Annotated in this window: 14 protein-coding genes; 9 read left to right on the forward strand and 5 right to left on the reverse strand. The window is 72.3% G+C overall.

Annotation, left to right across the window (positions count from 1 at the left end):
- Nucleotides 1-190: 190 nt before the first annotated feature.
- Nucleotides 191-376 (forward strand): hypothetical protein, encoded by a 186-nt coding sequence (locus tag FJ658_RS05575; protein WP_141144398.1) that lies wholly within the window; start codon nt 191-193, stop codon nt 374-376.
- 4 nt (nt 377-380) lie between these two features.
- Here FJ658_RS05575 and FJ658_RS05580 read toward each other — a convergent pair whose 3' ends face one another.
- Nucleotides 381-1070 carry an NADPH-dependent F420 reductase gene (locus FJ658_RS05580; protein WP_255447582.1) on the reverse strand — a complete coding sequence of 230 codons (690 nt, stop codon included), beginning with the start codon at nt 1068-1070 and terminating at the stop codon, nt 381-383.
- A 256-nt stretch (nt 1071-1326) separates the two neighbouring features.
- On the opposite strand from FJ658_RS05580, the gene FJ658_RS05585 reads away from it, so the two are divergent.
- The 5 genes from FJ658_RS05585 to FJ658_RS05605 all read left to right on the forward strand — a co-directional run bounded on the left by FJ658_RS05585 (nt 1327) and on the right by FJ658_RS05605 (nt 3827).
- Nucleotides 1327-1536 carry a hypothetical protein gene (locus FJ658_RS05585; protein ID WP_141144400.1) on the forward strand — a complete coding sequence of 70 codons (210 nt, stop codon included), beginning with the start codon at nt 1327-1329 and terminating at the stop codon, nt 1534-1536.
- 7 nt (nt 1537-1543) lie between these two features.
- Nucleotides 1544-1975: a TadE/TadG family type IV pilus assembly protein gene (locus tag FJ658_RS05590; RefSeq protein WP_141144401.1), complete on the forward strand. Its 432-nt coding sequence runs from the start codon at nt 1544-1546 to the stop codon at nt 1973-1975.
- 40 nt (nt 1976-2015) lie between these two features.
- Nucleotides 2016-2453, forward strand: coding sequence for a hypothetical protein (locus FJ658_RS05595; RefSeq protein ID WP_255447583.1), 438 nt, complete (start codon nt 2016-2018; stop codon nt 2451-2453).
- Nucleotides 2450-2956 carry a pilus assembly protein TadG-related protein gene (locus tag FJ658_RS05600; protein WP_141144403.1) on the forward strand — a complete coding sequence of 169 codons (507 nt, stop codon included), beginning with the start codon at nt 2450-2452 and terminating at the stop codon, nt 2954-2956. The genes FJ658_RS05595 and FJ658_RS05600 overlap by 4 nt, the downstream gene beginning before the upstream one ends.
- A 148-nt stretch (nt 2957-3104) precedes the next feature.
- Entirely contained in the window at nt 3105-3827 is a 723-nt protein-coding gene (locus FJ658_RS05605) for a hypothetical protein (RefSeq protein WP_141144404.1), read from the forward strand.
- Between the two features lie 10 nt (nt 3828-3837).
- Here the strand turns inward: FJ658_RS05605 and FJ658_RS05610 are convergent, their stop codons facing one another.
- Nucleotides 3838-5094, reverse strand: a complete 1257-nt coding sequence (locus FJ658_RS05610) for an MFS transporter (protein ID WP_141144405.1) — start codon at nt 5092-5094, stop codon at nt 3838-3840.
- Between the two features lie 61 nt (nt 5095-5155).
- On the opposite strand from FJ658_RS05610, the gene prfB reads away from it, so the two are divergent.
- Nucleotides 5156-6262, forward strand: a complete 1107-nt coding sequence (gene prfB, locus FJ658_RS05615; RefSeq protein ID WP_141144406.1) for a peptide chain release factor 2 — start codon at nt 5156-5158, stop codon at nt 6260-6262.
- A gap of 94 nt (nt 6263-6356) precedes the next feature.
- Here the strand turns inward: prfB and FJ658_RS05620 are convergent, their stop codons facing one another.
- The 3 genes from FJ658_RS05620 to FJ658_RS05630 all read right to left on the reverse strand — a co-directional run bounded on the left by FJ658_RS05620 (nt 6357) and on the right by FJ658_RS05630 (nt 8564).
- Nucleotides 6357-7061: an alpha/beta fold hydrolase gene (locus tag FJ658_RS05620; RefSeq protein ID WP_141144407.1), complete on the reverse strand. Its 705-nt coding sequence runs from the start codon at nt 7059-7061 to the stop codon at nt 6357-6359.
- A 129-nt stretch (nt 7062-7190) separates the two neighbouring features.
- Nucleotides 7191-8024: an SDR family oxidoreductase gene (locus tag FJ658_RS05625; RefSeq protein ID WP_141144408.1), complete on the reverse strand. Its 834-nt coding sequence runs from the start codon at nt 8022-8024 to the stop codon at nt 7191-7193.
- 114 nt (nt 8025-8138) lie between these two features.
- Nucleotides 8139-8564 (reverse strand): MarR family transcriptional regulator, encoded by a 426-nt coding sequence (locus tag FJ658_RS05630; RefSeq protein WP_181408338.1) that lies wholly within the window; start codon nt 8562-8564, stop codon nt 8139-8141.
- Between the two features lie 166 nt (nt 8565-8730).
- On the opposite strand from FJ658_RS05630, the gene ftsE reads away from it, so the two are divergent.
- A complete protein-coding gene (gene ftsE / locus FJ658_RS05635; RefSeq protein WP_141144410.1) occupies nt 8731-9864 on the forward strand; it encodes a cell division ATP-binding protein FtsE in 1134 nt (377 codons plus the stop codon).
- Nucleotides 9861-10775 (forward strand): permease-like cell division protein FtsX, encoded by a 915-nt coding sequence (gene ftsX / locus FJ658_RS05640; RefSeq protein ID WP_141144411.1) that lies wholly within the window; start codon nt 9861-9863, stop codon nt 10773-10775. The genes ftsE and ftsX overlap by 4 nt, the downstream gene beginning before the upstream one ends.
- The last annotated feature ends 37 nt before the right edge of the window (nt 10776-10812 follow it).

A 10812-nucleotide genomic window follows, 5' to 3' on the forward strand; every position in this document is an offset into this window, starting at 1 on the left:
AACCCTTCACAACCCCGCCGCAACCGCGGCATGATCACACCACAACACTCCACAGAACCCGGGACAGGTCAAGTTGCTACCGGGCCCGAGTCACTTCAGGCTCAGAAATACAGGCCACACGGGCTGGACTCGGCATCCTCGTGCTGCAGCTCGGGTTCTGAGTCCGCCTCTCTGGAGGGATACTCAGCTGGTGGATCGACTCCGAAGCAACCGACTCCTGTCGGCTGGTCTGCTCTGCATCGCCGGCGGTCTGTTGATGATCGCCGGAGCGGTGCTGCTCGACGTTCCCAGCACTGCGACGTTCCTCTTCATCGGGATCTGCGGATCCGTTCTGGGCCTGGCCCTTGTCGCCGCTGGTTGGATTCGGTCGCGCTGACGCCTCAGATCGTGCGCGGGGCCGCCGCGAGGTTCGCGCGCAGCTGGTCGGCGTTCTGGCGGATCACGTAGGCCGGGCGGTCGCGCTCGACGCGCCACGACTCGGAGAGCGGGCCGACGCTGACCGTGTCGAAGCCGAGCTGGTCGTAGAGGTCGGTCACCACGGCGATCGCCTCGTCCGAATCGCTCGCGGTCGCGAGTGCGCGCCGACCGGGCGTGCCGGCAGGCGAGCCGGTCGTCGTGATCTCGGCGGCGCCGATGTGGTTGAAGGCCTTCGCGACCGTCGAGGCCGGCAGGTGCTGCTGCAGCAGCCCCGAGGTCGTCGCCTCGCCGCGGTCCAGCTCGGGGATGCGGCCGTCGCGCTCCCAGTAGTAGTTGTTCGTGTCGAGCACGATCTTGCCGGCCAGCGGCTCGACGGGGATGTCGCGGTACGCCTTGAGCGGCACGGTCACCACGGCGACCTCCGCCGCCTCGGCGGCCTCGGTCGCGGTCGCGGCGCGCGCCGAGGGGCCGAGCTCGGACACCAGCGCCGCCAGGGTCTCGGGTCCGCGGGAGTTCGCGATCACGACCTCGTGGCCCTGCGCGATGACCGCGCGGGCGACCTGGCTGCCGATGTTGCCTGCTCCGATGATTCCGAACGTCGTCATGCCCACGCCAACCGGCCCCGAGCGCGCCGCATTCCAGCGCCCGGGCACGCGACGCGTTCCTGCAGCCGGGCACGCAGCGCACGTCAGAGACGCGAACGGCCGCGCCGGAGCTCGAGTCCGGCGCGGCCGTCGAGGGCCGCCTGATCTCGACCCCGCCTCCAGGTGTAGTCGTGAAGAATGCTCCACGCAATCTCGTGACCCGGTGTGTCAGCTCGGCGTATCGGTCCGGTGCGTCGTCGCGGGTCTCGCGTCACCCTGTGGACAACTCGCGACGCCCTCGCGCCGATCGGCGCACGATAGCCGCATGCGCCGGATCACCGCCTCACTCCGCTCCCGACTCGACCGTCTCGTCGCCGCGGCGCCGGAACGGCTGCGCGACGAGCGCGGAGACGTGCCGGGCTGGGTGCTGATCACGCTCATGACCGCCGGTCTCGTCATCGTGGTCTGGGGGCTCGCTGGGCCGGCTCTCGGATCGATCTTCGAGAGCGCGATCGCGCGCGTCACCGGTTTCTGAGGCGAGGATGCGCGATCCGTTCGCCGAGCGGCGGCGTCGTCGTCCTCGGGCGCCCGCCGTGCGGCTCATCGACGACCGCGGCTCGGCTCCGGCCGAGTTCGTGCTCGTCGGAGCCCTGCTCGCCCTGGTGACCCTCGCCGTGCTGCAGCTCGCGCTGGCGCTGTTCGTGCGCAACACGGTGCTGGATGCGGCGGCGGAGGGCGCTCGGCAGGCATCGCTTGCCGACGTCGGTCCCGACGCGGGCGTCGAACGCACCCGCGACCTCATCGCGGCGACACTCGGCGACGGGTACGCCGTCGAGGTCGCGGCCGACACGGGGGAGTGGCAGGGGCAGCCGGTCGCGATCGTGACAGTCCGAGCGCCGCTGCCCGTGATCGGCCTCATCGGCATCCCGAGCTCGCTGGAGGTGTCGGGTCATGCGGCCATCGAGGACGTGTGAGCGGCCCGGGCAGGTGCCGGCGTCCGGGCTCCGAGCGCGCTTGAGCGCCGACGAGGGCTCGGCCACCCTCGAGTTCCTGACCGCGGGTCTGCTGCTGCTCATCCCGACCGTCTACCTGGTGATCGCGCTCGCCCAGCTGCAGGCGGGCGCCTACGCGACGGAGGGCGCGGCGCGACAGGCCGCGCGCGTCTACGTGCGCGCCGACACCGTCGACGATGCCGCGGCCGCGGCTGATCGAGCGGTGCGCGTCGGGCTCGCCGACTACGGGGTCGACGCGGACACCGCCGATGTCGCCGTGACGTGCGCACCCGATCCCGACGACTGCCTCGCGCGCGGCGGATCGGTGACCGTGCGCGTCGCCGTGACGGTCGCGCTGCCGCTGCTCCCGACCGCGGTCGACGCCGCGGCGCCGACGGGGGTGCCGATGGACGCGTCGGCGACCCAGCCGGTCTCCCGATTCCGCGGAGCGCAGGGATGAGGGCGCGCCCCGCTCGCTCGCGGTCGGCGGCACGATTCCCGATACGACTCCGCATCTGCGCTCGTGAGGTTCTGCGACGCCGGCTGGTCGACGACCGCGGCTCGACGCTCCCGCTCATCGCCGCCTTCGGCGCGCTGGCTCTGGCGGTCGTGCTGGTCGTCACCGCCGCGAGCTCGCTCTACCTCGAGCGCAAGCGGCTGTTCACCGTCGCCGACGGCGCCGCACTCGCGGCGGCCGAGTCCTTCGACCTGGATGCGGCCCCCGGCGCCGACCGCACCGGCCCTCGGCTCGACGACGACGCCGTGCGATCAGCGGCGCAGGACGCGCTCGACGCGGCGCCGGCCCGGATCGAGGGACTCGCGCTCGAGAACGCGCGCACCCTCGACGGGCGCAGCGCCGAGGTGCGCGTCTCGGGCTACTGGCGACCGCCGATCCTCACTCTCGCCGTGCCCGAGGGGGTGCGCATCGAGGTGACGGCGCGCGCCCGCGCGGTCTACGGCTGAACCGAGCACGCGATCCCCTCGAACCGCCGGAGGCGCCAGCAAGACGCAGGCCGAGCGGATCGAGACCTTGTCCGCCGGAGTTGTTCGACTGAATCGCCCTCGGTGATCGCCCCTGCCACGGTGCTCGTCCCCGCCGTATCCTGACGCGGTGGACGTGCGCACCGCGTCGGAGCTGCTGGGATGCGCGCCCGACGCGAGTCGGACGCAGATCGACCACGCCTTCCGTGCACGGGCACGCGCGATGCACCCCGACGCGCATCCGCCCGCCGACCCGGCGACCACCAGCACGCGCCTCACCGCCCGCGACACGGCGCCCGCGGATCCGGAGCAGGAGGCAGCGGCCGCCGCCGCGACCGCCGCGAACGGCTCCTCGACCGCCCGCGCGCCCGAGCCGCCGCCCGACCTGGCCGCGCTGACCGAGGCGCGCGGCGTGCTGATCGCGCACCTCGACGCCCGCAGCGGCCCGCGGCCGTTCACGCCCCCGCCGAGCCCGCCCGCACCCTTGGTCGCGAACGGCGTCGTGGCCGGCGGCGCCGTGCTGCTCGCCGCCGCGCTGGCCTTCGCGCTCACCGGATCGCAGAGCCCGCTGGCCCCGGTCGAGCCGATCGTGCGTTCCCTGGTCGTCTTCGGCGCGCTGCTGGCCTTCGCGCTCACCGGTCGGCGCTGGCTGTTCCGCGTCGCCGTCATCGCCCTCGCGCTCACCGCCTGGACCGTGCTCGCCTGGACGACCTTCGGCACGCTCGTCGGCGCTTTCGCGACCGTGCCCGCGGCGCTCATCCTGCTCACGGCGGGTCGCCGCCGCGCCGAGCACTTCGAACGCGCGCGACGTCACCGCGCCGCGTCAGAGACCGAGGCCGAACCCGGGGTCTGAACTCGGTGCGTCAGCGCCGCGTCGAGTACCGCGGAACGAACACGCGCAGCACGCCGGCGCCGACGAGTCCGAGCACGCCCATCACCGCGGCCGCGAGCGGCAGGCCCGCCAGTGCGGTGATGCCCGACACGAGCAGCGGCGCGGCCGCTCCGCCGCTGTCGTTGCAGAAGCGCCAGGCCCCGAGGAACGCCGCCGGACGGGCGGGATCCGCCAGGTCGGCGCCGAGGGTCATGAGGATGCCCGACCCGATGCCGTTCGACACCGCGAGCAGCATGGCCGCCGCCGTGAACCACCACACGGGCGAGCCGAACGGCGCGCTCAGCGCGAGCCCGAGGTGACCGAGGCCGAGCCCGATCATCGACGGCACCGCCGTCCACAGCCGGCCGAAGCGGTCCATGATCTGGCCGCCGACGTAGAACAGGGCGAAATCGACGGCGCCGGCGACGCCGATCAGGATCGCGGCGTCGGCCTCGTGCATCCCGATCGACACCGCCCACAGCGGCAGGATCACCTGGCGGCTCGCGCGCAGCGCCGCGACCAGCATCGACCCGAGTCCGAGCGACAGCAGCACCCGGCGGTAGCGCCGCAGCGTCGCGAACAGCCCCTCGGGAGCCAGCTCGACTGCGCCGGTCTCGACCGGCCCGCCGGCGCGGATGCGGTGCTCGCGGCGCGCCGCGGCGACCGTCTCGCTGGGGTCGCGCGTGACGAGCAGCAGCACGAGCACCGCGAGGCAGCATCCGAGGTGGATCCAGAACGCCGCGGCGGCGATGCCGGTGAGGTGGATGATCGCGGCCGTGAGGAACGGACCGATCAGGTAGCCGAACCGGAACGTGCCGCCGAGCGTCGAGAGCGCCCGGGCGCGGTAGCGGATCGGCACGAAGCTCGTCATGAAGGCGTGACGCGCGAGGGCGAATACGGCGGTCGCGATGCCGATCGCGAGGATGCCGATGCCGAGCACGAACGGCGACCGCGCGAGCAGGGCGATTCCGCCGCCCGCCGCCGCGAGCACGGCGGCGCCCATCATGGCGCGGCGCTCCCCGATCAGGGCCACGATCGCGCCGCTGGGCAGGTCGCCGAGCAGCGTGCCGAGCGTGATCATGGCCGCGATGAGGCCGGCGAGGGCGAGCTGGGCGCCGAGGTCCTGCGCGACGACCGGGATGATCGGCAGGATGGCGCCCTCGCCGATCGAGAACAGCACGGTCGGCAGCAGGGCGACCACGAGCACCGAGCGCCAGCGGAACGCGGACTCGGTCGTCGTCTCGGTCATCTCGTCCCCGAGGCTACGCGCGTCTCGCCCGTCGCCGCCGCGCGGGTAGGCTGATGCGGCCATGATCGCTCCTGAATTCCCCGAACAGATCGCCGCGCTGCGGGCCACCTTCGCCGACATCAGCGCGGTGGTCGACGTCGACGACCTGCAGAAGCAGATCGCCGAGCTCAGCGAGCAGGCGGGCGCCCCCGATCTCTGGGATGACACCGACAATGCGCAGAAGGTCACGAGCGCCCTCAGCCACCGCCAGGCCGAGCTCAAGCGCGTGACCGACATCGAGGGTCGACTCGACGATCTCGAGGTGGCGGCCGAGCTGGCCGAGGACGACGCCGAGATGGCCGCCGAGGCCGAGCGCGAGCTCGCCGCCCTGACGAAGGCGATCGGCGACCTCGAGGTCACGACCCTCCTCGACGGCGAGTACGACGAGCGCGGCGCGGTCGTCACGATCCGCTCCGGCGCCGGCGGCGACGACGCCACCGACTTCGCCGAGATGCTCATGCGCATGTACCTGCGCTGGGCCGAGAAGCACGACTACCCGGTCAAGGTCATGGACACCTCCTACGCGGAGGGCGCGGGCATCAAGTCGACGACCTTCGAGGTCACGGCTCCCTACGCCTTCGGAACGCTGAGCGTCGAGGCGGGCACGCACCGTCTGGCCCGCATCAGCCCCTTCGGCTCGGCGGACAAGCGCCAGACCAGCTTCGCCGCGGTCGAGGTCATCCCGGTGATGGAGGAGGCCGTCGAGGTCGACATCCCCGAGGGCGACATCCGCGTCGACGTGTTCCGCTCCTCGGGCCCCGGCGGTCAGAGCGTCAACACGACCGACTCCGCCGTGCGCCTGACGCACATTCCGACCGGCATCGTCGTCTCGATGCAGAACGAGAAGTCGCAGATCCAGAACCGCGCCGCCGCCATGCGCGTGCTGCAGACCCGACTCCTGCTGCTGCAGAAGGAGAAGGAGGCCGCGAAGAAGAAGGAGCTCGCCGGCACGATCACGGCCAGCTGGGGCGATCAGATGCGCTCGTACTTCCTCTACGGCCAGCAGCTCGTCAAGGATCTGCGCACCGGCTTCGAGGTCGGCAATCCGACCACTGTCTTCGACGGCGAGCTCGACGGCTTCATCGCGGCGGGCATCCGCTGGCGCAAGCGCAAGGACGACGACGACTGAGCGGTGTCGTCAGCTGAGCGGCGTCGTCAACTGAGCGGCGTCGTGAGCTGATCCGCGCCGTCGGCTGAGCCCGCTGTCGGCTGAGCGCGGCGGCTCAGCCGAGCGCGTCGACCAGCGCCGCCGCCAGGTCCGCGGGCCGGCTGAACTGCGGCCAGTGCCCCGTCGGCACGTCGATGAAGCGCACGTCGCGCGTCTTCGCGATCTCCTGCACGTAGGGGTGGCCCTGACCCATCAGCTGGGTCAGCAGGTCTGACGACATGGTGCTCGCGATCACGACCGAGGGCACGTTCCAGCGGCGCTCGTCGCCGAGATGCACGGCGTCGTTCGCGACGTGCGCGGGCGTCGGGATGGCATGGTCGCGGAAGCGGGCGAGTGCTGCCTCGTCGAGGCCGGTCAGTTCCTCGTCGTCGAAGAAGCCCCAGTCGGGCAGCGGGATGACGCCGTCGACGACCGGCAGGTCGTCGTTGATGCAGCCGCCCTCGCCGAGGGGACCGGAGTCGACGTACACCGCACGCGCCACGAGCTCAGGGCGTCGGTCGGTCACGACGCCGATCACGGTGCCGCCGCCGCTGTGCCCGACCAGGGCGACGGGCGTGCCGTCGGCGGCCGCCGCATCCACCAGCTCGACGACGGCCGCGACCTGATCGTCGAGCGTCACCTCGGCGGCGCGATCGCGGTCGTCGCCCATCCCGGGCAGCGTCACCGCCTGCACCTCGTGCCCCGCCGCTTCGAGAGCGGGGGTGATGTCGCTCCACGAGGAGCCGTCGAGCCAGAATCCGGGAACCAGGATCGCCTTCATGCCCTCAGGATGCCCGCCGCCACCGACATGCGGGGCGGGCACCCGAGCCGCGGCGCCCCGACGCCGCCACCGACATGCGGGCGGGCATCCGAGTCGCGGCGCCCCGACGACGCCGCCGACGCGCTCAGCTCAGCCCTCACCGCCCTGCGCGAGCAGCGCGACCGGCTGCCACGCGCGCCAGTTCTCCAGACGCGACGCGTAGTCCCGCTCGGCGATCGCGAGCGGCGAGGCGCCGAAGAAGGCGCGCAGCGGCGGCTGGTCCGCATCCACGATGCGCAGCAGCGCGGCCGCCGACGACTCGGGCGATCCCGGGTCGGCCGTGCGCGAGCGGCGGCTCTCGAGCACCTGCGCGTGCAGCTCGGCGTAGTCGGGCAGCTCCGCCGAGCGGCGCGACGACGGGCCCGACCAGTCGGTCGAGAACGCCCCCGGCTCGACGAGGGTCACGTGGATGCCGAAGCCCGCCACCTCCTGCGCGAGCGACTGGCTGAGGCCCTCGAGCGCCCACTTCGAGGCGTGGTAGATGCCGACGAGGGGGAACGCCGAGATGCCGCCGATCGACGACACCTGGATGATGTGGCCCGAGCCCTGGGCCCGGAGGTGCGGCAGCGCCGCCTGGGTCACCCAGAGCGCGCCGAACAGGTTGGTCTCGAGCTGCGCGCGGGCCTCCTCCTCGGTGATCTCCTCCACGAAGCCGAAGTGGCCGTAGCCGGCGTTGTTGACGATCACATCCAGTCGCCCGAAGTGCGCATGGGCGCGGTCGACGGCGGCGGTGTCGGCCGCGCGATCGGTCACGTCGAGCTGCAGCGGCAGCACGGCGTCGCCGAAGCGCTGCACGAGGTCGTCGAGATCGCTGAGCGTGCGGGCGGTCGCCGCGACGCGGTCGCCGCGGTCGAGGGCGGCGGTCGCCCACGCCTTGCCGAAGCCCTTGGAGGCGCCCGTGATGAACCAGGTCTTCTGTGTCATGCGGCCGACGCTAGACGAGCGGAGGGTGCCTCCGCTCAGTGGATGGACAGCTCACAGCCCGCGCCCAGTCCGCCGACGCCGGCCCGGTCGCCGGCTCCGCCCGCCCGGCCCCGCTCAGTCCTGCGGCTCCCGCTCGGGCGTCTGCGCGTCGACGAGCAGCGCCGAGGCGAGCGCGCCGCCGTCCTCGCCCGCGAAGAGCTCGACGTCGAGCCGCTGCAGCTCGGCGTCGATCCGCGCGAGCGCCCGGTCGCCGCGCTCGGTCGTCGCGTAGAAGGGGGTGTGCACGCTGCGCGGCTCGCGCTGGCGCACCAGCCCGGCGTCGACGAGGGCGCGCACGAGCGTGGCGACGCCGTGCACGTCGATGTTCGCGCGGCGCGCCAGCTCGCGCGGCGAGAGCCCCGGTGTCGCGGCGATGGCGCGCAGCACGCCGTGCTTGCGCACGGTCAGCCCGTGCGGATCGAACACGCGCGCGAGCTCGAGCTCGGCGGCGCGAGCGCGCAGCAGCAGGGCGAGCGTGGGGGAGGGGCGGGGCGCATCCACCCGTCCATCCTGCCCGCTCGGCACCCCCGATCCCGGCCCCGTCGGCGAGTCCGACTCAGCTCCGCCGTCGCTTGGCGCGCCACGGCCCCCACTCGGGGCTGGGAGTCGGCGCGTCGGGGGTGTCGCGGCCCGCATCCGCCGGATGGGTGCCTAGCCTGAACCCGCCATGATTCGATTCGACGCGGTCACCAAGACCTACCGGGGACAGAAGCGTCCCGCCCTCGACGACGTGAACCTCGAGATCCTCAAGGGCGAGTTCGTCTTCCTCGTCGGGGCCTCCGGCTCCGGCAAGTCGAGCTTCCTGCGCCTCGTGCTGAAGGAGGAGCGGGCCTCGAAGGGGCGCGTCCACGTGCTCGGGCAGACGCTCAACACGCTCTCCAACCGCAAGGTCCCGTACTTCCGCCGCAACCTCGGCGTCGTGTTCCAGGACTTCCGCCTGCTGCACAACAAGACCGTCTTCGACAACGTGGCCTTCACGCTGCAGGTGATCGGCAAGAGCAAGGGCTTCATCCAGGAGGCGGTGCCCGACGTGCTGAAGCTGGTCGGCCTGGCCGGCAAGCAGAACCGCATGCCGCACGAGCTCTCCGGTGGCGAGCAGCAGCGCGTCGCGATCGCGCGCGCCGTCGTCAACAAGCCGGCGATCCTGCTGGCCGACGAGCCGACCGGAAACCTCGACCCGGCCACGAGCGCCGGCATCATGGCGCTGCTGTCGGCGATCAACGCGAACGGCACGACCGTGCTCATGGCCACGCACGACGCGGGCATCGTCGACCAGATGCAGCGCCGCGTGATCGAGCTCGTCGCCGGCCGCATCGTGCGCGACGAGCGCGAGGGCGGCTACCAGACCCAGGCGGTGCCGATCCAGGCGCTCGAGAACGACCAGGAGCTCTACGAGCTGGCGATGACCGGCGCACTGCCGACGCTGTCGGTCGAGGCCGATCCGGCCGTGGATGCGGCGCCCGCCGCGCCGCGCCCGGTCGCCGTGACCGAGGCCCCCGATATCGAGACGCCGTCGAGCGCTCCCGCGCCGGCGGCGGCGCAGGCGCAGACCCAGCCGCAGTTCGCGCCGCGCCCGGCCGCAGCGACGCGGCAGGCCGCGCCCGCCGCCGCGCAGCAGCAGCCCGCCGCCGCGGCCCCGCAGCAGGCCGCCGAGCAGCCCGCCCCGCGCCGCGACGGCGCCCCCATGACGGCCGCCGAGGCCCTCGCCGAGGCGGTGTCGCGCGCCACCTCGACCCTGCCCATCCAGCGCGGCAGCAGCGGGGAGCGACCCGAGCTGCGCGAGCCGGAGGAGGGCCGATGAGACTCGGACTGGTCTTCGCGGAGGTCGGATCGGGCCTGCGCCGCAACGTGTCGATGGTGATCAGCGTCGTGCTGGTCACGTTCATCTCGCTGACCTTCGTCGGCACCGCCATGCTCATGCAGCTGCAGATCGGGCAGATGAAGGGCTACTGGTACGACCGCGCCCAGGTCGCCGTCTACCTCTGCACCGAGATCTCGTCGGAGCCGAACTGCGCCCAGCAGGCGGCGACCGAGGAGCAGATCGCGTCGGTCAAGCAGCAGCTCGACGGCGAGACGCTCAAGCCCTACATCAAGGACTTCTACTTCGAAGACCACGAGCAGGCCTTCAAGAACTTCAAAGAGCAGTTCAAGGACTCCTCGGTCAGCGACCTGGTGACCCCGGACATCCTGTCGGAGACCTACTGGCTCAACCTCAAGAACCCCGACCAGTCGGACGTGATCATCGACAGCCTGACGAACCAGCCGGGCGTCGAGGAGGTCGTCGATCAGCGCACCTATCTCGAGCCGATCTTCGCGATCCTCAACGCGGCCAGCTACTCGGCGATCGGGATCGCCGCGCTCATGCTCGTCGCGGCCGTGCTGCTGATCGCCACGACGATCCGCCTGAGCGCGTTCTCGCGTCGCCGCGAGCTCGGCATCATGCGCCTGGTGGGCGCATCGAACCGCTTCATCCAGACGCCTTTCGTGCTCGAGGGGGTGATCGCCGCGCTCGTCGGATCGCTGCTGGCCGGCGGCGCGGTCGTGCTGCTGGTGAAGTTCTTCGTGCAGGGCTATCTGGCCGATCAGCTGACCGGCACGGCCTTCATCGGCATGGATGCGGCGGCCGCCGTGGTGCCGGTGCTGCTGGTCGGCGGGGCGCTGCTGGCGGCGATCGCGTCGAGCGTCGCGATCCGCCGCTATCTGCGGGTCTAGCTGTACTCGGTCATGACGTTGGTGTCAGTCGGCTGAT

It is taken from the genome of Schumannella sp. 10F1B-5-1 (assembly GCF_006517535.1).
Classification (GTDB): domain Bacteria; phylum Actinomycetota; class Actinomycetes; order Actinomycetales; family Microbacteriaceae; genus Schumannella.

Coding starts and splice junctions, on each gene's coding strand:
- FJ658_RS05585 (WP_141144400.1), top strand. CDS start 1,327: ATGCGCCGGATCACCGCCTCACTCCGCTCCCGACTCGACCGTCTCGTC.
- FJ658_RS05590 (WP_141144401.1), top strand. CDS start 1,544: ATGCGCGATCCGTTCGCCGAGCGGCGGCGTCGTCGTCCTCGGGCGCCC.
- FJ658_RS05600 (WP_141144403.1), top strand. CDS start 2,450: ATGAGGGCGCGCCCCGCTCGCTCGCGGTCGGCGGCACGATTCCCGATA.
- FJ658_RS05610 (WP_141144405.1), bottom strand. CDS start 5,094: ATGACCGAGACGACGACCGAGTCCGCGTTCCGCTGGCGCTCGGTGCTC.
- prfB (WP_141144406.1), top strand. CDS start 5,156: ATGATCGCTCCTGAATTCCCCGAACAGATCGCCGCGCTGCGGGCCACC.
- FJ658_RS05620 (WP_141144407.1), bottom strand. CDS start 7,061: ATGAAGGCGATCCTGGTTCCCGGATTCTGGCTCGACGGCTCCTCGTGG.
- FJ658_RS05625 (WP_141144408.1), bottom strand. CDS start 8,024: ATGACACAGAAGACCTGGTTCATCACGGGCGCCTCCAAGGGCTTCGGC.
- ftsE (WP_141144410.1), top strand. CDS start 8,731: ATGATTCGATTCGACGCGGTCACCAAGACCTACCGGGGACAGAAGCGT.
- ftsX (WP_141144411.1), top strand. CDS start 9,861: ATGAGACTCGGACTGGTCTTCGCGGAGGTCGGATCGGGCCTGCGCCGC.